Below are 21912 nucleotides of genomic sequence, written 5' to 3'. Positions count from 1 at the left end.
CGCGTGATCCGTGCGATGTGCGCACTTCTTCTTCGCTGGAGAGCCGCTTTCTCGCCGCTATTCGTTTTGCCAAGACCGGTGGGCAATTTGCCAAAGGCTTGGCCCCTGGCACGGGCCGATAAAGCGGGCTGATAACACCGAGATCGACCGACTCCCATGAAGACAATAATGCAAAAGAAGCGACTGCGCGCCTGCCTGGGCGTCACCCTGGGGCTGCTGGCGGCCACGTCGCTGGTGCAGGCTGCACCCGATGCAGGCCAGTTGCTCAATGAGCAGCAGCGCCTGAACAAACCCGGCCAGCAGCCGGCCAACAAGCCCGCGCTATTGGAAAGCGAGGCCGCACAAGCCGCGCAATCCGGCGGCTTCAAAGTGCAAATCAAGCTAGTGCGTTTCACCGGGACTGAAGGTCTGGTGAGTGAGGCTGAGCAGCAAGCCTGGGTGGCCGATCGCCTGGGCCGCTCGCTCAACCATGCTGAGTTGCAGGCGCTCGCCGCCCGTGTCACGGCCCAGTTGCAGGCGCGTGGTTTCATGCTGGCGCGGGCCTATCTGCCGCCCCAAGACCTCAGCGAGGGCGTGCTGGAAATCGCCGTGCTGGTGGGCCGCCTGGAGTCGGGTGCCGGCCGGGTGCAAGTGCTCGGCAAAGACGCCGGCCTGAACACCCGCTTGATGGCCATTGCCAACGCCGCCATGCCGGCAGGTGCGGTGCGCGGCGAGCAGATTGAGCGCGCCATTCTTTTGATCAACGATGTGCCGGGCGTCAGCGCCCGCGCCACCCTGGACAAGGGTGTGGAGCCGGGCACGAGCCGCGTCATCATCACGGCCGAAGAGCTGCCATCCCTGAGCGGCAGCGTGCTTGCGGACAACTTCAGCAACCGCTACACCGGCGCGGTGCGCGTCGGCGCGCAAGGCTTCTGGAACCGCCCCTTGGGCCTGGAAGATGTCGCCAGCCTGAGCCTGAGCGCCAGTGAAGGCACACAGCAGGCGGCCTTGAGCTATGGCTTTGCGCTGAACCCCGCCGGCCTGCGCGCCAATCTGGCGGGCTCTTATCTGCGCTACAAGGTCGGCCAGGAGCTAGATCGCCTCGATCTGCGCGGTTCTGCCCAATCGCTGACGGCGGGCCTGAGCTATCCCTTGCTGCGCGGCCGTGAACAGAATCTGTGGCTGAGCCTGGATGCGGAACGCAAGCAGCTGAGCGATCAAGCCTTGGGCCTGTCGCTGCGCGAGCGTCGTTTGCACCGCCTGGGCGCAGGCCTGAGCGGCTCTGGCTGGGACGCGCTGCTGGGAGGCGGCCTCAACGAGTTCAGTGCAGGCCTCAGCATCGGCCAGGTCAATCTGGCCGGCAATGCTGGGGATCAAGCGGCTGACGCCTTGAGCGCCCGCACCCAAGGCGGTTTCCACAAGCTGAGCTGGCGCCTGGCGCGCAGCCAAAGCGTGGCCGCGGGCTGGGGCTTGAGCGGCCTGAGCGTGTATGCCGCACTCAATGGCCAGCAGGCTTCGCGCAATCTCGATTCGTCGGAGAAGTTCATGCTGGGCGGCCCCAGCGGCGTGCGCTCTTACGCCGTCGGCGAAGCGGTGGGTGACAGCGGCTGGGTCTTCAACGGCGAGCTGCGTCAGGACTTCATGTTCCATGGCGATGTGCGCGCGCAAGCCCTGGCCTTTGTGGACAGCGGCAGCATCACGCAGCACGCCAGCCCCTGGGTCGGCTCATTGCTGGGCCAGCCCAATAGTTACTCACTGCACGGCGTGGGCCTGGGCCTGAACTTGTTCGCGCAGTCATGGAGTGTGCGCACTGGCGTGGCCCGCGCGCTGGGCGAGAACGCCGGCCGCAACCCGGCCACAGGCCTGGAAGCTGACGGTCGCCAGGAGCGCTACCGCCTGTGGGTGCAGGTGCAGGCGCGCTTCTGAGCTTTGGCCCAAGCGCCAAAAGGCCAAAAGGCCAAAAGGCCAAACGGCCAAACCGCTCAAGCAAAAAACAAAGAATTCTGAGGATTACACGCAATGAAAAAAGCCTCCATGAACCACGCTTATCGCCTGGTTTGGAATGAAGTCACCGGCACTTATGTGGCCGTCGCCGAACACTGCAAAGGCCGCCGCAAGCGCGCCAGCAGCGGCCTCTTGGCCAGCGTCTTGCTGGCCAGTGCCGCCCATGCCGCAGGCGCCGGGGCCGGGCCTGATCCCAGCTCGGCTGCAAGTGCCTTGCCCAAGGGCGTGCAACTGGCTGGTGGCCAAGCCACGGTGACGCAAAACGGCAATCAGCTGACGGTGCAGCAGCAGAGCCAGCGCGCCATCCTGAACTGGCAAGAGTTCAATATCGGCGACAAGTCCAAGGTCACTTTCGCCCAGCCCAATGCGCAAGCGATCGCGCTGAACCGCATCACCGGTGGCGCACCGACGCAGATCCAGGGTGAGCTCACCGCTAACGGCCAAGTTTGGCTGATCAACGCCAGCGGCGTGGTCTTCGGCAAAGGCGCGCAAGTCAATGTGGGCGGCCTGGTGGCCAGCAGCCTGAACATCAAGGATGCTGACTTCATGGGCGGCAAAGCCAGCTTCGCTGCGGATGGTGTGGCGGGCAGCGTGGTTAACCAAGGCCAGATCCAGGCCCAGGGCGGCGTGGTGGCCTTGCTGGCCCCTGTGGTGCGCAATGAAGGCAGTGTGACTGCCGGCCAGGTGCTGATGGGCGCAGGCGACAAGATGGCCTTGGACTTCGGCCGCGACGGCTTGGTGTCCCTGGCGATCGAGCGCGCCGCGCTGGACGCCCTGGTGGACAACAGCGGCCAGATCGCGGCCGGCTCGGTGATCTTGAGCGCCCGCAGCGCCAACGCCTTGCAGGCCAGCGTGGTCAATAACAGCGGCGTGATCGAGGCGAAAAGCTTGGTGGCGCGTGGCGGCCGTATCTTGCTGGACGGTGGCGAGCAAGGTGAGGTGCATGTCAGCGGCCGCCTGGACGCCAGCTCCAGTGCTGCCCAGGGCGGCACGATCACCGTGCAAGGTGAGCATCTGCGTCTGGACGGCGGCGCTCAGTTGGACGCCAGTGGCGCCACGGGCGGCGGACAGATCCAGGTCGGCGGTGGCTGGCAAGGTAAGGACGCCAATGTGCGCAATGCCACGAGCGTGCAGGCCGATGCTAGCGTGCTGACCAAGGCCGATGCTGTCGACGTCGGCAAGGGCGGTGAGGTGGTGTTCTGGTCCGATGACAAGACTCAGTTCGCTGGCAATATCTCGGTGCGCGGCGGCGCGCAGAGCGGCGACGGTGGCCGCGCGGAGGTGTCCGGCAAGCAGGTGCTGCAGTACAGCGGCCGCACGGATGCGCGAGCAGCCAAGGGGCGGACGGGCGATTTGCTCTTGGACCCCTCCACTTTGGAGATCAGCGGTGGCGGCAGTGGCTCGGGTTCGCTGAGCGGCTCGCAGGTGTTTGAGAAAGACATCGAGGCCCAGAACGCCAATGTGCTGCTGCAGGCGACGGGTGACATCCTCGTCAATGACCTGTCACTTAACGGTGGGGACGGCAAGATCACCATGCAGCCAGATGTGAGCCTGCGCATCGAGGCCGGCACAGCCAATGGTGGGCACTTGAGCCCGCCAACTGTGTTGGCTGGTGATACTGATGTGGCGAGAAATTTCGACATGATGTTCGCCAATGCGGCCAATACCCTGGAAGTCTCGGGGAAGGGGAGCTTGATGCTGGTGGCAGGTTCCCGTGGCAGCGGTCGTGTGTTGAATACGCCGATCCTGATTGCCCATGGCGCAGGCACCAATGCGGCCACCTTGCCGACGCACGACGTCCGCACACCCGGTAGCGGCACACCGGCCGACGCGTCGATCACTATTTTTGGGGCTGACGGCGCCACTGTGGGCGGCGCCATCCAGACGCAAGGCGGCTATGTTCGAATCTGGGCCGACTCCGACAACGGAGGTTTGGGCTACTTCACCTTGAATGCGCCCGTCACCACCCATGGTGGCAATTTGTACGTCTCCACCGGCAGCGGCGAAGTGACGCTGAATTCCAACATGGTGCTGGACAACGGCCGCATCTTTTTCAAGGGCGACGGCACCCACACCGAGGGCAACAAGGTACTGGCTGGATTGCTTTCGGTCAGTGGAGATGTGAATGTGGACACGCCCTTCATCTTTCGGGGCGGGGCAAGCATCCACACCGACGGCAATATCAACTTCGGCGCCGTCAATATCAATATGGATACCGGCACCGGTGTGCTGACCCTGCGCGCCAACAAGATCGACTGGGGCACCGCGACCCTGAGCAACCTCAGCACCGCGTCCTTGCGGCTGGAGCCTGCTACCGCCAGCACCAATATGGTCTTGGGCGATGCCAACGGTTTTGCTTCCAAGACGACGCTGGACAAGCTGCCCGGCATCAAGAACCTGACCATCGGCCGTGAGGACGGCACCGGCACCATCAGCGTGCCGAGTGACTTCGATGGCAAGGCCTCCGGGCATTTCGAGATGGTCAACAAGACGGTGGAAATCACCGCCGGCAAGCTAATCAATACCTTGGGTGACATCACCCTCACCGGCGACACCATCAACATCAGCCAAGCGGTTGACGCCAAGAATGGCACGGGCAAAGTCACCATTCGCCAGATGACGGCCTCGAACGACTTGCATCTGGGCACGGGTTTGAACAACGCCACCATCGGGCATGTGAACGCCGCCACTCTGGCGGTAGGCCGGGAAGATGGCGGCAATCTGGTGTTCGACAGCGACATCAGCACCACCGCCACCAGCGTTCATTTGCTGAGCGGCCAACAAGTCATCGGCCGTGACGGCGGCGTGGCTGCGGAGAATCTGGCAGTGACTGCCGGCGGCGGCGCGGTGCTGAGCGACAGCAGCTTCAATTTCAAAAAGCTGGCGCTGAAGGTTGGTGGTGACACCGATGTTCGCAGCAGTACGGCCGATTGGGGCCTGGGCGCGGTGGATGGACTGGGTGGCCTGAGCATCAACGCCGGCCAGAACGTCACCGTGGTCTTGAATGCCACAGGGCAGCTGGACTTGAAGGCGCCCATTGCCTTCAATGGCACCAGCAGCACGCTCCAGCTGCATGCCTCAACGGGCTTGGTGGCGGCGGATGCGACGACCAGCGCCACAGTCAGCGGGCAGTCCAAAGCCACGGTCGAGTTCACCCTGGACGGTGCTAATGCCTCGTTTGAACTGGGCGGCCAAAGCTCGCAGCTGAGCGAGAAGAGCGCCCAAGCTTTCAATGGCGTCAAGGTGATGCGCGTCAAGGCCACGGACGACGATGTGAAGCTGGCAGGCTTGACCGTGAACGTGGGTGATCGCGTGGAGATCGCCGGCCGCACCTTGGTACAGCAGGGCGCGCAGCACGTCAACACGGGCAGTCTGTTCCTGTCGGCCGAGCAAGCGGGACTGCAACTGGATCAAGCGCTCACGGCCAGTGGTACGGTGTCTTTGAATGACAAGGCTGGCGCGGGCATTGCGGGCAGTGGGCAGATCAGCGCCGCCAAGCTTGCGCTGCGCAGCAGTGGTGGCGATGTGACATTGAACAGCAGCGTGCATCAAGTGGGCGAGATCGCGGCCGATGTGGGCAGCTTGCAGTTCAAGACAGACAGCAGCCTGACCGTGGGCAGCGCCGATGGCTTGGGCGGCATTCATGCCGCCCGCACGGTGGATGTGCGCGCCCAAGGTTCGAGCTCGGACATCGTGTTGAAGCAAGCCGTCAAGGCAGACAACGCGAACGCCGCGGCCACACCGCTGTTGCTGGCCGCCGGCCGCAACTTCCGCAACGAGGCGGGTGCACAAGCTCTGCAAGCCACGGCAGGCCACTGGCATGTCTACTCGACCACGCCAACGGCTGACGAACGTGGCGGTCTGGCCTATCAGTTCAAGCAGTATCAAGCGACGACGAGCAGCACCGTGCTGGGCGCCGGCGACGGCTTCCTCTACACCGTGGCGCCCAAGATCAGCGTGAGCCTGAAGGGCACGACGAGCAAGGTCTACGACGGCAAGACCGAAGCCACGCTCAGCGCAGGCAACTTTGCCCAAAGCGGCGCCATCGACGGCGACCAAGTGGCATACACCGTGGGCGGCCAAGCGCGCTATGCCAACAAGAATGTGGGGCAGAGCAAGCAGGTCAGCGTCGACGGCATCGTTCTGGGTCAAGCGAGCAATGGCACTGTTGCGGTGTACGGCTATGCCTTGCAAAGCAACACCGCCAGCGGCGCCATCGGCGAGATCACCCCCAAGCACATTGGCGCGGCGACGGGTTCGGTCAAGGACAAGGTCTATGACGGCAAGCTGAATGCTGAATTGGGCAAGGTGAGTCTGCAAGGCCTGGTGGCCGGCGACGCGGTTCAAACCAGCGGCGGCGCGGCCAGCTTCAACAACAAAAATGTCGGTAAAGACAAGGCTGTCAGCATCACCGGCCTGAGCCTGATTGGCGCCGATGCGGGCAACTACAGCTTTGACGGCGCCGCCCAGGCCAGCATCACGCCCAAGAGCGTGTCGGTGGCCGATGTGAAGGTGTCGAGCAAGGTTTATGACGGCACGACCAGCGCCCAAGTCAGCGGCGGCCAACTGGCGGGCGGCTTGGACGGCGAACAACTGGGCTTCAATCTGAGCGCAGAGTTCCTCAACAAGAACGCCGGCGTGGCCAAGGATGTGAATGTCAAGCTGGCCTTGAGCGGCGCTGACGCCGGCAACTACCAACTTGCCAGCGACAGCGTGCTCGCCAAGGGCGACATCACGCCCAAGACGGTGACGGCGGGTGCTGTGGCTGTGGCCACCAAGGTCTATGACGGCAATCGCCAAGCCGAGGTGTCCGGCGGCAAGCTGCAAGGCTTGATCGACGGCGACCAGGTCGACACGACGCGCAGCGGTGAGTTTGCCGACAAGAACGCCGGCAAGGCCAAGGACGTGGCGGTGACGCTGGCCTTGACGGGCGCCGACGCCGGCAACTATCAGCTGGCCGGCGCGCAAGTGCAGGCCAAGGGCGACATCACGCCCAAGACGGTGACGGCGGGCGCGGTGGCTGTGATGACCAAGGTCTACGACGGCAATCGCCAAGCTGAGGTGTCCGGTGGCAAGCTGCAAGGCTTGATCGACGGTGACCGGGTCGACACGACTCGCAGCGGCGAGTTTGCCGACAAGAATGCCGGCAAGGCCAAGGACGTGGCGGTGACGCTGGGCTTGGTCGGTGCCGACGCCGGCAACTATCAGCTGGCCGGCGCCCAAGTGCAGGCCAAGGGCGACATCACGCCCAAGACCGTGACGGCGGGTGCTGTGGCTGTGGCCACCAAGGTCTATGACGGCAATCGCCAAGCCGAGGTGTCCGGCGGCAAGCTGCAAGGCTTGATCGACGGCGACCAGGTCGACACGACGCGCAGCGGTGAGTTTGCCGACAAGAACGCCGGCAAGGCCAAGGACGTGGCGGTGACGCTGGCCTTGACGGGCGCCGACGCCGGCAACTATCAGCTGGCCGGCGCGCAAGTGCAGGCCAAGGGCGACATCACGCCCAAGACCTTGCAGACCGCGCCGCTGGTGGTGAAGGACAAGTACTTCGATGGTTCGCGCGACGCGCAGCTGGAGGCGCCGAGCTTGATCGGTGTGGTGGCGGGTGACAGTGTCCGCGCCCAGGCCACCGGGCAGTTCCAAGACTTGTTGGCCGCTGATGGCAAGCAAGTGGTGGTCAAGCTGAACCTGGACGGCACTGACGCAGGCAATTACCAGCTGGCGCACGGCCAGGTCGAGACGGTGGCTCGCATCCTGAGCCTGGACGCGCAAGGCCAAACGGCCGGGCTGCTAGTGAAGCCGCAGGGCGGCAATGCCACGGGCGGCGCGGGTGCTACAGCTTCCAATAGTGCGAACGGCTCGAATGGCGGCGTGAGCGGAAGCAGCGGTGCCGGAGCCAATGTCTTGGCCGGAGCTTCGCCGGCGACTGGCCCGGTGCCAACCTTGCTGGCGCTGGCCGAAGGGGTGGGTTCCGGCGGTGACGCGGCAGGCCCAGCAAGCGCAGCGCGCAGTGGCCAGGCGGCAGCCACCGAGGGCGGCCAGCACATGCTGCGAAATGGCGGGCATATCAGCCTGAGCATGGCGGGCAATGCCCCCACGGAGCCGGTGCAGAACCTCTTGCCCTTGTTCCGCGACTCCGGCGCGAGCGGCGGCCTGGATCATCTGGGCCACTACCTCGTGCAGGACCAGGGAGACAGCCTGAGCCTCCAGCAGCACAGCTTGACCCAGGCCGAACTGCCCAAGCATGAGGGCCAGAACGTCAGTGCTCGCGCCGAGACCCTGCTTGATCTGGGCCAGGGCGAGACTGCGGGCATGTCCTTGGAGTTCTTGTCCAATGGCACTTTGCGGGCCACCATGCAGCCGCAAGCAGCACAACTGGGCCATGAGGTGCTCAGCGCCCACGGCCTGAGCGTGATCAAGCGCAAGGCCGGCGTTTCTGTGGATCAGGTGCGAAGCATCGTGCTTCGCTTTGATGCCAAAAACTGATCGGAGGAGCGAGCGTCGCCAAAGGCGCTGACTTCGAATTAGAGGCCTTGGGCCCGGCTGCCCTCGCCTGCGTGAGCAGGCGAGGGCAGCCGTGCCCACTTTTTTTGTTCTGGCGGCGCCTGTTCGCCAGCGGCTCGCCCCGTCACTCTGCCCGCCAATTGCGTTATCTATTTGGCAAAGCGAGCTAATCCTAGGGCAAACCCCGGCAGTGGAGATGGGCGAGTCGTCCCTACACTGCCCCACGCCTGCGCCCGTGGGAATTGCACGGCTTGAACAGGCAGTCAACTGACGAGACAGGGGCGGCTCTAGCGCTGCTCATCTGCTCAGCAAGATCAGGGCTGCCGGCGGCATAGGGCGATTCATGGTGTGCTTGATGAGTTGAGGGGGAGTGTTTGAATATGCGTCTTGTAGTCCGCAAGATTCGGTGCTTGCCGAGTTGTATTGCTTTGGCCGCGCTGGCCGGTTTGATGCCGCAGGTGCTGGCGCAGACCAGCTCTGGCAGCGCCGCAGATGCCAAATCGGATGCCAAGCAGGACGCCACTCAAGCGGCCGAGGAGCGTGCGCAAAAGCAGGCCGATCGGGTGTTTACCTGGATTCGCCTCCAAGGCGAAGCCGCCAACAAAAAGCAGAATGCGGCCGCACCGGCTGCTGCGCCTGCCCCAGCTAAACCCAGCGTTGCCAAGGCGCCTGCCGCCAGCACGAATAACACGGCCGCGCCCGCCGCAGCCGGCCGCTCGTCGAATACAGAAGCCACTCTGGCAGCGGCGGCAGCCGCTGCAGCCGCTAACGCGACGCCACCTGCAACCGCTGCTGCCGAGCCTGCGCCAGCCGCCGAGCGCAAGGATGCTGCCGTGCTGGCTCTGGCCGCCCCGGCCGTGCCCAAGCCTGCGGCGCCACCAGTGGTGGAGGAGGAACCGACACTGACCCTGATTCACCGTGTCGAGCCCGAGGTGCCGCGCCGCTATCTGAAAGACTTCACGGGTGGCTCGGTGCTGTTGAGCTTCATGGTGCAGACCGATGGCAGCGTGCAGCAGGCCATGGCGCTGCGTTCCACCAATACTCGGCTGACCCAGCTGGCGATTGATGCGATTTCGAAGTGGCGCTTCCAGCCGATCTCACGGCCCCGCGAAGGTCGGGTCGAAGTGGGCTTTGGCGCCCAGGAGTAGGCCGCGCGGCCGGGCGCCGATTTTCGTTACGCCTGGTTTTCTTCCTGCAGCCAGCCTTGCCGTCCCTCGCGCCAAGCTTGCTCGAAGGGCCGCAAGGCGGCGCTCGCATCCGGCTCGGCCAGCGCCGCATCTGCAGCCCTCACCAAGCAGGCCGCTGCCACGCCTTGGGCGGCGCAATCTGCCACTTGCGTCGATGTCAGCAGCCCGCCAATCGCCACCACCGGCCGGCCGGCCATGCGCACCCACCAGCGCAGATTAGTCATGGCCTGCGGGCGCCAAGGCATGTCTTTGGTCGTGGTCGCAAAGACCGGGCCGCAGGCGATATAAGTCGGGTTCAGTCCTCGGGCGCGCGCCAATTCCCACAGGCTATGGCTGGAAATGCCTAACTTCACCTTGCTGCTGACAATCAATTCACGCTGCGCGGCGCTCAAGCCGGCCCAGTCTTCCTGACCCAGGTGCAGGGCCTGTGCTCCAGCGGCCAGGGCAAGCTGCCAGTGGTCGTTGATCCAGAGTTGACCTTGACTGGGCTCGGCTGCCGCTTGCACGGCGGCCGCAATGTCGGCCTGCAGATGCGCCCTAGCGGCGTCAGCCTTGATGCGCAGTTGCACCTGAGGCAGGCCCAGGGCGAGTAGTGCTGCCGCCTTGTCCGGGTTGTCGGTGATGGCGTAGAGCCCTAGTTCGGCCGCAGGCTTGTTGGGCGCTTCTCCTAACACGCTGCGCCAGCGTGCCAGCGTGGCGGTGCTCAATGCCCGCTCATCCGCAAAACCCATCACCGGCATGCACCTGGGGTCTTCGATGAAGCCGGCGCTGGCGCGCACCGTCCCGGCGCCCTGACCGGCGGCATGGCCGTCGCGCACGGCGGCCCAAGTGAGCATCTTGGCCAGCAGCACGGCGTCGGGCAGCGGGAAGCCGTGCGCCAAGGCGGCTGCGGCAGCGGTGGCGAAGGTGCAGCCGCTGCCATGGTGATGGATGGACGGCAGGCGTGGCAGTGCCAACCAGCCGTTGACCGGGGTGCTGCCCAGGCTCGCAGCTAGCCAGTCCAATGCCAGCGCGTTGACGGAGCCAGCTGAGCTGGCGGGATCAGCTGGCTCGGCAGCGCCCAGTGCGAGATCGTCGCCACCGGTGATGCAAACCGCCTCTGCCCCGAGTGCTCGCAAGGCCTCGGCCAGCTCGGGCACTCTCAGTTGATCGCTGCCAGCCGCCAACCTTTGTGCCTCGCGGCGGTTCGGCGTGATCAAGGTGGCGCGTGGCAGCAGCAGCTCGCGATAAGCCTCAATCAGAGCCGCATCGGCAAAGGCCGCGCCGCCGGCCGTGGCGCCCAGCACCGGGTCCACCACCAGGGCGATCGGGCCACGGCTGACATCGCTGCGCAAAGCGTCGACGCAGCGCGCCACCGCCTCCACCGCCGCCACGCTGGCCAGCAGGCCGCACTTGATGACGCGGGGCCGCATGTCCTGGGACAGGGCAGCCAGCTGGGTCTCGATGTACTCCTCCGGCAGCGCATGAACGGCTTGCACGCCTAGCGAGTTCTGCGCCGTCACCGCTGCCATGACCGGGCAGAGGTGCACGCCCATGGCCGCTGCGGCGCGCAGATCGGCGGCCAGGCCGGCGCCACCGCCGCTGTCGGTGCCGGCAATGCTCCAGATGATGGGCGGCGCCGAGTGTGATGGGGTCAAGCGTGATGGGGTCAGGTCTTGCTGATCCGGCGCATAAGCGGACGGCAAGCAGGGTTGTGGCCAGGCGCTGTTCATGGCTGGCCCAGCAAAAATGCGTGGCCGCTGACCGGGGTGGAGGGCGTGGCGAAGCTTTGCGGCGCCATCAACCCGGCCAGATGGGCTTGGCGCCCCGCCCGCACGGCGTCGCGAAAAGCAGCGGCCATGGCCACCGGCGCGCGCGCCTGCGCCACTGCCGAGTTCAGCAGCACGGCGTCAAAGCCCAGCTCCAGCGCTTGCGCGGCCTGCGAAGGCGCGCCGAGACCCGCGTCGATGATCAGCGTGGCCTGCGGCAAGCGCTCGCGCAGGGTCTTGAGGGCTTGCAGATGCAGCAGGCCCTGGCCCGAACCAATCGGCGCGCCCCAGGGCATCAGCACGGCGCAGCCGGCGTCTTCCAGCAGGCGGCGGCACAGGATCAAGTCTTCCGTGCAGTAGGGGAAGACGGTGAAACCGTCCTTGACCAGCTCGGTGGCGGCGCTGAGCAGCTCGAAAGGGTCGGGCTGCAAGGTGTGCTCGTCACCCACCACTTCCAGCTTGATCCAGTGGGTGCCGTAGAGCTCGCGCGCCATCTGCGCCAGTTGCACCGCTTCGCGCGCCGTGCGGCAGCCCGCGGTATTGGGCAGCAAGTGCGCGCCCTGGGCCCGGGCGGCTTGCATGGCCATGGCGACAAAGCCGTTGTCGCCGGCTTGCAAGGTGCGCTTGAGGCCCAGGGTCAAGACCTGACACTCGGCGGCTTGAATGGCCGCCACCAGCGTCTGCGGGCTGGGGTAGCCGGCGCTGCCGAGGAAGAGGCGGCTATGGAGGGTCTTGCCGTCGATACAGAGGGCGTCGGGGGTGGACATCATCATGACCCTCAACCGCCCACAATGGCTTTGAACAGCAGCACGGCATCGCCATGGGCCAGCTGCGTTTGTGCGCGGGCTTCGCGGGCCACAAACATGCCGTTCAGGGCCGTGGCCACGCTTTCCGGCGCACGCTGATGCGCCTGCAGCAAATCGGCCAAGCTGAGTGGTGCGGGCAGGGACAGGGCTTGGTCGTCAAGAAAAATCTGGATGTGGGTGCTCATGGGTGAAGCTCTTGTTCAAGTGTGGCCAGGCCGGCTTGGTTCAGCACTTGCTGCACCAGGGCCGGTGCGAGCAGCCAGCCGTGGCGGTAGAGGCCGTTCAGGCGGATCAGGCCGGGTGCGCAGTGGGCCAGGGCTTTGTTATCGGGCAGGGCGGGGCGCAGATTGCGGTCCAGCCGGGTGATGCGGGCTTCGCTCAAGGCCGGCATCACGCTGTGGGCGGCAGCCATCAGCTCCACCGCGCTTTGCAAGCTGACCTCGCTGCGGTCTTCGCTTTCAATTTCGCTGGCGCCCAGCATCAGCTCGCTCTCGCTGCGCGGCACCAGGTAGACGCGGTGGCGCGGGTGCAGCAGGCGCACCGGGCGGCGCAAGCCGTGGCTGGTCAAGCGCAGCTGCAGCACCTCGCCTCGCACGCCGCGCAAGGGCAGCTCGGCGGAGCGCGCGCCCAGGCCGCGTGTGTCAATGGCCCAGTCTGCCGCTACCCGCGTGCCATTCGCCAGCAGCAAGCCTCCGGCTTCCACGCTGGCGACGGGCTGCTGCCAATGCCATTGCGCGCCTTCCGCGCCCGCATGCAGCGCCGCCATGGCTTGCACGGGATTGATCAGCCCTTCGCCCGGCAGCAGCCAGGCCAGCAAGCCGCTGGGCAGCAAGGCCGGTTCCAGCTCACGCAGCGCGCCGGCCGCCAGGGGCGCTGGCGCGCCGGGCAAGCGGGCCAAGATGCGCTGGGCGCTGCCCAGGTCTTGCCGATGCGCCAGCAGCAGGCTGCCCTGGCATTGCAGCTGCACCGGCAGGCGGAGGCTGGCGACGATTTGCGGCCATAGCCGCAGCGAGGCATAGCCCAGCTCGGCCACCTCGGGCTCGGCCTTCTCCATCTCGGCCAGCGGGCTCAGCATGCCGGCTGCGGTGAAGGCTGCCGCGCCCTGGCCGTCGAAGCTGGGCGCGGGGCCGGGGCCGGCTTCGAACACTTGCACGGCGTGGCCGGCGCGGCTCAGCGCGAAAGCGACGAGCCGCCCGGCCAGGCCCGCGCCAGCAATGGCAATGCGTGCCATCGGCCTCAAGCCTTCTGAATCGGGATGTAGATCTCGCTGCCCTGCGCCTTGAACTCGGCGCTCTTGGCCTGCATGCCCTGCTCGGCCAGCTGCTGGTCCGCCTGCAACTGCGCCGAGTAGTCGCGCACGTCTTGCGTGATCTTCATCGAGCAGAACTTCGGCCCGCACATGGAGCAGAAATGCGCCACTTTCGAGCTGTCCTTGGGCAGGGTCTCGTCGTGGAAGGCGCGCGCGGTGTCCGGATCCAGGCCAAGGTTGAACTGGTCTTCCCAGCGGAACTCGAAGCGCGCCTTGGACAAGGCATCGTCACGCGCCCGTGCGCCGGGGTGACCCTTGGCGATGTCGGCGGCATGGGCGGCAATTTTGTAGGCCATCAGGCCTTGCTTGACGTCGTCGCGGTCCGGCAGGCCCAGGTGTTCCTTGGGCGTGACGTAGCACAGCATGGCGCAGCCGAACCAGCCGATCATGGCCGCACCAATGCCGCTGGTGATGTGGTCGTAGCCGGGGGCGATGTCGGTGGTCAACGGGCCCAGGGTGTAGAAGGGCGCTTCGTCGCAGTGCTTGAGCTGCTCGGTCATATTGACCTGCACCATGTGCATGGGCACATGGCCGGGGCCTTCAATCATGGTTTGCACATCGTGCTTCCAGGCCAGCTTGGTCAGCTCACCCAGGGTGCGCAGTTCGGCGAACTGGGCCTCGTCATTGGCGTCTGACAGGCTGCCGGGCCGCAGGCCATCGCCCAGCGAGAAGCTGACGTCATAGGCCTTCATGATCTCGCAGATGTCTTCGAAGTGGGTGTAGAGGAAGTTCTCCTGGTGATGCGCAATGCACCACTTGGCCAGGATGGAGCCGCCGCGCGAGACGATGCCGGTGCGGCGCTTCACCGTCATCGGCACATAACGCAGCAAAACGCCGGCATGGATGGTGAAATAGTCCACGCCTTGTTCGGCCTGCTCGATCAGGGTGTCGCGGAAGATGGCCCAGGTCAGGTCTTCGGCCACGCCACCAACCTTCTCCAGCGCCTGATAAATCGGCACCGTGCCGATGGGCACTGGGCTGTTGCGCACGATCCAGTCGCGGGTGGTGTGGATATTGCGGCCGGTGCTCAGGTCCATCACCGTGTCCGCGCCCCAGCGGGTGCTCCACACCAGCTTTTCGACCTCTTCCTCGATGCTGGAGGTGACGGCGGAGTTGCCGATATTGGCGTTCACCTTGACCAGGAAGTTGCGCCCGATGGCCATCGGCTCCAGCTCGGTGTGATTGATATTGGCGGGGATGATGGCGCGGCCGCGTGCCACCTCATCACGCACAAACTCAGGCGTGATGATCTTGGGAATGCTGGCGCCGAAGGGGTTGCCGGCCAGGCGCGCTTCGCGTTCGGCATCTTGCTCGTACTCACGCATCCACTCGTGGCGCTGGTTTTCGCGAATGGCCACAAACTCCATCTCGGGCGTGATGATGCCGCGGCGGGCGTAATGCATCTGCGTCACATTGGCGCCCGCCTTGGCGCGGCGCGGCTGGCGGCGCAGGCCGGCGCTGAGCTCGTGCAAGCGCTGCTGCTGGGCCTGGTCGCGCAGGCCGTCGTCGATCAGCGTGATCTCGCGGCCCGGGTAGGCCTCGCTGTCGCCGCGCGCTGCCACCCAGGCGGCGCGTGGGGTGGGCAGGCCGCGGTGCACATCAATCGCAGCGGCCGGGTCGGTGTAGGGGCCGGAGGCGTCGTACACGCTCACCACTTCGCCGTTTGTCAGGCTGATGGCGCGCTGTGGTACACGCAGTTCCGGGTGGATCTGGCCACTCAAATACTGTTTGCTGGAGGCCGGCAGAGGGCTGCGGCTTTGCAGCAGCCGGGCTTCGAAATCGATGGCGCTTGCAGCGGCTTCGCTGAGCTGAGGGGTGGTGACGGTGTTCATGCGCTGGCGGGCTCCGGTTGAGAGAATTCTCCGGAGTGCCAAACCCAGGGCCGGTGGCATACGGGCGCAGGGTCAGGTCTTGCTCAAAGCCGGCGCGCTGGCGCAAAACCAGGTGGGCGAGTGGGAACATGAGCAGGCTCTTCTTACGCCGGTATTAACCGGATCAAGTTCAGCGGGTCCATGGCTTCCACCATGTCTCAGCCCGGCGCAAGAACAAGTCTGGCGCAGCAGGGCTCCCCGGAGCGAAGCGCGAGTATAGGGCCCAAGGCGCATATCCTTGAACCATGAGCGCCGGGGCGAAAGCTGCTAAGGTCGCCGACAAGTTCAAACCATCGCCCGCGATTCCATGTCACAGCCTGTATCAAGCCCCGCCCGCCGCGTCGAGCGCATCATCACCGGCCAAGCCACCAGCGACGGCGCGGGCGTCAAGCTCACCCGTGTCCTGACCCAGGACTTGCAGCGCCGGCTCGATCCCTTTTTGATGTTGGACGCCTTCGGTTCCGATCAGCCGGGTGATTACATCGCCGGCTTCCCTAGCCACCCGCATCGCGGCTTTGAGACCATCACCTATATGTTGCAGGGCCGCATGCGGCATCGCGATTCAGCAGGCAACGAGGGCTTGTTGGGTGATGGCGGCGTGCAGTGGATGACGGCCGGGCGCGGCGTGATCCATTCCGAAATGCCAGAGCAGACGGCCGGGCGCATGGCTGGCTTTCAGCTCTGGCTCAACCTCGCCGGCAAAGACAAGATGTGCCCGCCCTGGTATCGGGACATTCCGGCGGCGGAGATCCCGGAGGTGCAAATCCCTGGCGGCTTGCTGCGTGTGATCGCAGGGACCAGCCATGGCCAGGCCGGCGCCATGCAGCGCGACACTACTGAGCCGCTGTATCTTGACCTGCATCTGCAGCCCGGCGCCAGCTTCGAGCAAAGCCTGCCCGAGGTCTTCAACGCCTTTGTTTATGTCTACGAAGGCGAGCTGAGTTTTGATGCCGACAGCGCGCCGGTGCCGGCCCAGCGCATGGCTTTATTGGCCAATACGCCGGGGGCGGACCGCGTTGCTTTCAGCGCCGGCGCCGCGGGCGCGCGTGCCTTGCTGATCGCTGGCCGACCACTGGGCGAGGCGATCGCGCAGTACGGCCCCTTTGTGATGAATACGCAGACGGAACTCAAGCAGGCCGTGCGGGACTTTCAGGAAGGCCGGCTGGCCTGATTCGTCCGCCGCGTTCAGTTACCGCGCCGCAGGCCGAGCTTGGCCAGGATGGACTCCATCAAACACCATTTCGTCAAGCCGCTCTGCAGCAAGTTGATGCCCACAAAAGCGGTGAAGCCCAGCCAGTATTGGGAGTGAAAGACGGGGCTGCCGGGCAGGCCCAAGGCCAGCGAAGCCAGGATGAAGGTGCCGGCGATGACGCGCACGAGTTGCCAGGTGGTCATGATTGAATTTCCTTTGGATGGGCGTGGCGGTAGGCCACAAAGTAGAGCAAGGGGATAACGACCAAAGTCAGCAGCGTCGAGATGGCGATGCCGAAGATCAGCGAGATCGCCAGACCGTTGAAGATCGGGTCGTCGAGGATGAAGAAGGCGCCCATCATGGCCGCCAGGCCGGTCAGGATGATGGGCTGGGCGCGTGCGGTGGCGGCGCTGATGATGGCGCGCTCCAGCGCCATGCCTTCGCGCAATTGCAGCTGGATGAAGTCCACCAGCAGAATCGAGTTGCGCACGATGATGCCGGCCAGCGCGATCATGCCGATCATGCTGGTGGCCGTGTACTGCGCGTGCAGCAGAGCGTGGCCGGGCATCACGCCGATGATGGTCAGCGGGATCGGCGCCATGATGATCAGCGGCGTCAGGTAGGAACCGAACTGGGCCACCACCAGCAGATAGATCAGGATCAGCCCGACGCCATAGGCCAGGCCCATATCGCGGAAGGTCTCATAGGTGATCTGCCATTCGCCGTCCCATTTGATGCTGTAGTCGCGCAGGGCATCAGTGGGCTGCTTGATGAAGAACTCTTGCAGAGTGCCGCCACCTGGCGTGCTGATTTTTTGGATCTCGCCGCGCATTTTGAACAGGCCGTAGAGGGGGCTGTCCAGCCCAGTTTTGGCGTCGGCCATATCGGCCATCACATAGTTCACCGGCAGGCCGTCTTTGTGGAAGATCGGCTGCTCGCGCAGCGTGTCTGACAGCGTCACCAGCTCGCGGATCGCCACGCTGGCGCCGCTTTGGCTGCGCACCGTCAAGGCCAGCAAGCTGTTGATATCGCCTTGGCTTGAGGGCGGCAGTTGCAGCACCGCGGGCACCGGGCTGCGGCTTTGGTCGTGCAGATAGGTGACGGGCTCACCGGCAAAGCCTGCGCGCAAGGTGCTAACGATCAAGCTTTGCGGCACACCGAGCAGGGCGGCCTTGCTGCGGTCGATCAGCAACAGCTGGCGCGGGGCGCTGGCGATGCGGCTGTCGTCCACATCCACCAGGCCGGCGCTGGCCTCGAAGACGGCGCGCACCTGGGCGGCCACGGCGTTGCGGCCGGCGGCCTCGGGGCCGTAAATCTCCGCCACGATGGGCGACATGACCGGCGGGCCCGGCGGCACTTCCACCAACTTCACATTGGCGCCAAAGCGCTGGCCGATTTTTTGCAGCTCCGGCCGCAGGCGCAGGGCGATGGCGTGGCTTTGCTCCTTGCGGTGTTTCTGATCCACCAGATTGACCTGGATATCGCCTTGTTGCGGTTCGCTGCGCAGGTCGTACTGGCGCACCAGGCCGTTGAAGTTGATCGGCGAGGCGCTGCCGGCATAGGCTTGGTAGTGGCGGACCTCGGGCACGCCGTCGAGATAGGCGCCCAGCTCGCGCAGCACGGCGGCGGTTTGCTCCAGCGGCGTGCCGACGGGCAGGTCCACCACCACTTGCAGCTCCGACTTATTGTCAAAGGGCAGCATCTTCAGCACCACCCAGCCCGCCGCCGGCAAGGCCAGCGAAAGGGCGATCAGCGCAGCAATGCCCAGGCCCAGCAGGCCACGGTTGCGCCCACCGCGCTTGGCGTCCAGCAGCGGGGTGAAGATGCGCTCGAACATCGGCGCCAGCTTGGCGGCCAGGCCATGTGTTTGGTGCGCATGTGGTGCGCCTTCTGTTGAGCCTGCATCTGCGTCGTGGCATGCATCAGTGGCAGGAGAGGCCTTCATCCAGATTCGCGCCAGCCAAGGCGTGACGGTGAAAGCAATCGCCAGCGACAGCAACATGCCCATGCTCGCGTTGATGGGGATGGGGCTCATATACGGCCCCATCAAGCCCGACACAAAGGCCATAGGCAGCAGCGCGGCGATGACGGTGAGCGTGGCCAAGATGGTGGGGCCGCCCACTTCATCCACCGCGCCGGGGATGATGTCCTTCAGGCTGCGGCCGGGGAAGAGTTGCTGGTGGCGGTGGATGTTCTCCACCACCACGATGGCGTCATCCACCAGGATGCCGATGGAGAAGATCAGCGCAAACAGCGACACGCGGTTGAGCGTGAAGCCCCAGGCCCAGCTGGCGAAAAGGGTGACGGTCAGCGTCAGCATCACGGCGGTGCCGACGATGGCGGCCTCGCGCCGGCCCAGGGCGATGAAGACCAAGGCCACCACCGAGGCGGTGGCGAAGAGCAGCTTTTGGATCAGCTTCTTGGCCTTGTCATCGGCGCTGGCGCCGTAGTTGCGCGTCTCGGCCACCTGCACATCGGCGGGGATCAAGGTGTTGCGCAGATCGGCCACGCGGGCGGTCAGGGCGTGGGTCACGTCGATAGCGTTCTCGCCCGCCTTCTTGGTGATGGCCAGGGTGACGGCGGGGTAGCTCTGGCCGCCCTCGGCATGCCAGACATAGCGCGTCGCGGGCAGGGCGCCATCGCGCAGCTCGGCCACATCGCGCAGGTAAACCGGCTTGCCGGCGCGCACGCCGACCACCAGTTCTTCCAGATCGGCCGCATTGGCGATGAAGGCACCGGCCTCCAGCGCGATGCTTTTGTTGCCGCGCAAGACCTCGCCCAGGGGCGCCCCGGCGTTGGCGGATTGCAAAGCCTGGCGCAGATCGGCCACCGTCAGGCCGGCGCTGGCCAGCCGGGCGGCGTCAAGCTCGATGTTCACACCGCGCCCCGGGCCGCCGATGGTTTTGACCTCGCGGGTGCCGGGCACGCGCTTGAGCTCGGCTTCCAGGCCGCGCGCGACACGCTCAAGCTCGAAAGCGCCGGTTTCGTTGTTGGCGTCGTTTGTGCCCGTCTTCTCTGAGTTGCCTTTGCTGAACAAGGTCAGGCTGAGGATAGGCACATCATCAATGCCCTTGGGCTTGATGATGGGCGGCAGGGCGCCCAGGCCGCTGGGCAGCCAGTCGGCATTCGAGTTGACCGTGTCGTAGAGGCGCACCAGGGCCTCGGTGCGCGGCACGCCGACCTTGAATTGCACCGTCAGCAGGGCCAGGCCGGGCTTGGACACCGACATCACATGCTCGACCCCGGCCATCTGTGACAGCACTTGTTCGGCGGGCGTGGCGATCATCTGCTCCACATCGCCCACGCTGGCGCCAGGGAAGGGCACCAGCACATTGGCCATGGTGACGTTGATCTGCGGCTCTTCTTCACGGGGCGTTACCAGCACCGCAAAGATGCCCAGCAGCAAGGCCACCAAGGCCAGCAGTGGCGTAATTTGGGCGGACTGGAAAAAGGCCGCAATGCGCCCGCTGGCACCCATTCGATTTGGCGCGCTCATGGTTGTGCCTTCCAGCGGGCGGCGGCTGCCGGGTCGGTGGCGACGCGCTCACCCAGGTTCAGGCCGCTCAGCACCTCCACCATCTCACCCTGCACGCGGCCCAGCCGCAGCTGGCGCAGCAAGGGCCGGCCTTGCGCGTCCAAAACATAGGCGGCATTCAACTCGGCACGGCGCACCACGGCCGAGCGCGGCAGCATGATGGGTGTGGGCGCGGCGCCCGTCGCCTTGCCTGTGTTGTCGGTAGCAGGTGCTCCAGCGGCGGCCTCGCTCAACCACAGGCGGGCGAACATGCCCGGCGTGGCCGCGGCCAGATTGGCGTCGGCCAAGTCCAAACGCAGCTGCACCGAGTGCGTGGCGGCGTCCACCACCGGCAAGACCTGAACCCGCGCCGGTGTGATGCCTTGTTGGCCGGCCAGCTCCAGGCTCAGCTGCGGCTTGGGGCCCCAGCTGCTCACCACGCTTTGCGGCACATTGGCCGTCACGCGCAAGGCCTTGGGGTCATAGACGGTCAGCAGCGCGCGGCCGGGCATGGCCATATCGCCCAAGGCAACCGGCACCTCGGACACCACGCCGGCATAGGGGCTGCGCACCACGTGCAAGCTGCTTTGCGTGCGCGCGCCGCTGGCTTGCGCCAGTTGCGCGTTCACCTGGGCCTGGGTGGCTTTGAACTGGCTCTCGGCTTGGTCCAGGGCGGCTTGGCTGATGTAGCGTTGTTTGAAGAGCTGCTGCTGGCGTTCGAAATCACGCGTGGCCAGCTGCAAGGTGGCGTGCGCGGCTTGCGCCTGGGCCTCGCTGGCCAAGGCCGCCTCATTGGCAGCACGAGCGTCGATGCGCAGGAGGATCTGACCCTGGCTGACCCGGTCGCCGGGCTTGACCTCGATCTGCACGATGGCGCCGGCGACTTGCGAGGCCATCACCGTTTGCCGCTGCGCCTCCACCACACCATCAAAGCTGCGGCCGAAACGCACATCGCCATTGCCACCGGCCCGCAGCAGCAGGCTGCTCAGCGGGGCGGGGCTGGCCGTGGATCCTGCCTTTGCAGGGGCTTGCTGAGCCCACGAGGGGACGGCAAACCCAATCCCTGCAATAGCGACCATGGCGGCAATGGCTACCGACCGTGGCATGTGCGCCAATAGTTCGGGCAAGTGGGGTGAAGTCTTGGTCATGGGGTGGGAGTCCTTGGTGCTTGGGCCGCTTCAATTAAATTCTATGCGTATTTGCGTAATCATGCAAATAAACAATAAAGCAACTAGGCAAGTGCGCAAGCATTCAACTAAACTGGGGAACGCCCCGACTCTATGCCTCCCGCCCCCATCCGTCATGCAAGATCTACCCCCCGCCGCCCTGGAGCAGATCGCTGGCTACTTTCAAGCCTTGGCCGAGCCGACGCGCTTGCAAATTCTCAATTTGCTGCGCCAGGAAGAGCGCCGGGTCGGTGACTTGGCCATGCTGTGCGGTTTTAGTGCCGCCAATGTCTCGCGCCATCTGGCGGTCTTGCAGCAGCATGGTTTGGTGATGCGTGAAAGCCGCGGTACCAGTGCCTTTTTCCGAATTGCCGACCCTGCGGTCTACGAACTCTGCGACCTGGTGTGTGGGAATATTGCCCGCCGTTCGGATCAGGTGGCGCAGGAGCGCGCGGCATTCTTCCCGCCCGCACCCCGGCCAGAGCGTGAATCCGGGCGCTAAGGCGAGATTTGCGCGTGCTGTTCTGCGCGCCCAATCACTGGCATACCCCCCCAGAAGGCGTGGCCGAATCACATTGACACTCGCGCGTCCGGTGGGCGATGCTGCGTTCGGCTTTCAGTAGCGCGACAAG

13 protein-coding genes and 1 riboswitch are annotated in these 21912 nt (G+C 65.4%); of the genes, 5 read left to right on the top strand and 8 right to left on the bottom strand.

Translation table 11 applies throughout. The features are described from left to right. Positions 1-168: 168 nt before the first annotated feature. The 3 genes from AT984_RS15800 to AT984_RS15790 all read left to right on the top strand — a co-directional run bounded on the left by AT984_RS15800 (position 169) and on the right by AT984_RS15790 (position 9635). A complete protein-coding gene (locus tag AT984_RS15800; RefSeq protein WP_058720915.1) occupies positions 169-1905 on the top strand; it encodes a ShlB/FhaC/HecB family hemolysin secretion/activation protein in 1737 nt (578 codons plus the stop codon). A 93-nt stretch (positions 1906-1998) separates the two neighbouring features. Then, positions 1999-8469, top strand: a complete 6471-nt coding sequence (locus tag AT984_RS15795) for a YDG domain-containing protein (RefSeq protein WP_082680078.1) — start codon at positions 1999-2001, stop codon at positions 8467-8469. Positions 8470-8897: 428 nt separating this feature from the next. Continuing rightward, positions 8898-9635, top strand: a complete 738-nt coding sequence (locus tag AT984_RS15790) for an energy transducer TonB (protein ID WP_156422056.1) — start codon at positions 8898-8900, stop codon at positions 9633-9635. A 26-nt stretch (positions 9636-9661) separates the two neighbouring features. Here the strand turns inward: AT984_RS15790 and AT984_RS15785 are convergent, their stop codons facing one another. From AT984_RS15785 to thiC, 5 genes are read right to left on the bottom strand one after another with little or no spacing between them, the layout of a single operon-like run. Continuing rightward, positions 9662-11386 carry a bifunctional hydroxymethylpyrimidine kinase/phosphomethylpyrimidine kinase gene (locus AT984_RS15785; RefSeq protein ID WP_058720912.1) on the bottom strand — a complete coding sequence of 575 codons (1725 nt, stop codon included), beginning with the start codon at positions 11384-11386 and terminating at the stop codon, positions 9662-9664. Further along, positions 11383-12189: a thiazole synthase gene (locus tag AT984_RS15780; RefSeq protein ID WP_058722378.1), complete on the bottom strand. Its 807-nt coding sequence runs from the start codon at positions 12187-12189 to the stop codon at positions 11383-11385. Before AT984_RS15780 ends, AT984_RS15785 begins: the two co-directional genes overlap by 4 nt. Positions 12190-12200: 11 nt before the next feature. Further along, positions 12201-12413, bottom strand: a complete 213-nt coding sequence (thiS, locus tag AT984_RS15775; RefSeq protein ID WP_058720911.1) for a sulfur carrier protein ThiS — start codon at positions 12411-12413, stop codon at positions 12201-12203. Further along, positions 12410-13459 (bottom strand): FAD-dependent oxidoreductase, encoded by a 1050-nt coding sequence (locus AT984_RS15770; RefSeq protein WP_058720910.1) that lies wholly within the window; start codon positions 13457-13459, stop codon positions 12410-12412. Before AT984_RS15770 ends, thiS begins: the two co-directional genes overlap by 4 nt. 5 nt (positions 13460-13464) lie before the next feature. Continuing rightward, positions 13465-15369, bottom strand: coding sequence for a phosphomethylpyrimidine synthase ThiC (gene thiC / locus AT984_RS15765; protein WP_058720909.1), 1905 nt, complete (start codon positions 15367-15369; stop codon positions 13465-13467). A gap of 123 nt (positions 15370-15492) precedes the next feature. Beyond that, positions 15493-15619, bottom strand: a riboswitch (TPP riboswitch). Positions 15620-15715: 96 nt separating this feature from the next. On the opposite strand from thiC, the gene AT984_RS15760 reads away from it, so the two are divergent. Next, positions 15716-16579, top strand: a complete 864-nt coding sequence (locus tag AT984_RS15760) for a pirin family protein (RefSeq protein WP_058720908.1) — start codon at positions 15716-15718, stop codon at positions 16577-16579. Between the two features lie 14 nt (positions 16580-16593). On the opposite strand, the gene AT984_RS15755 is transcribed toward AT984_RS15760, so the two are convergent. From AT984_RS15755 to AT984_RS15745, 3 genes are read right to left on the bottom strand one after another with little or no spacing between them, the layout of a single operon-like run. Continuing rightward, positions 16594-16803, bottom strand: a complete 210-nt coding sequence (locus tag AT984_RS15755; RefSeq protein WP_058720907.1) for a YgaP family membrane protein — start codon at positions 16801-16803, stop codon at positions 16594-16596. Further along, complete coding sequence (locus AT984_RS15750) at positions 16800-20096, bottom strand: efflux RND transporter permease subunit (protein ID WP_058720906.1); 3297 nt, start codon at positions 20094-20096, stop codon at positions 16800-16802. The genes AT984_RS15755 and AT984_RS15750 overlap by 4 nt, the downstream gene beginning before the upstream one ends. Beyond that, the gene (locus AT984_RS15745; protein WP_058720905.1) at positions 20093-21262 is read right to left on the bottom strand and encodes an efflux RND transporter periplasmic adaptor subunit; all 1170 of its coding nucleotides are present in this window, start codon (positions 21260-21262) and stop codon (positions 20093-20095) included. Before AT984_RS15745 ends, AT984_RS15750 begins: the two co-directional genes overlap by 4 nt. A 154-nt stretch (positions 21263-21416) precedes the next feature. Here AT984_RS15745 and AT984_RS15740 point away from each other — a divergent pair, with 154 nt between their 5' ends. After that, positions 21417-21782 (top strand): ArsR/SmtB family transcription factor, encoded by a 366-nt coding sequence (locus AT984_RS15740; RefSeq protein WP_058720904.1) that lies wholly within the window; start codon positions 21417-21419, stop codon positions 21780-21782. Positions 21783-21912: the final 130 nt, after the last annotated feature.

It is taken from the genome of Paucibacter sp. KCTC 42545 (assembly GCF_001477625.1).
Lineage (GTDB): Bacteria > Pseudomonadota > Gammaproteobacteria > Burkholderiales > Burkholderiaceae_C > Paucibacter_A.
This window is presented reverse-complemented; position numbering and strand designations above follow the sequence as displayed.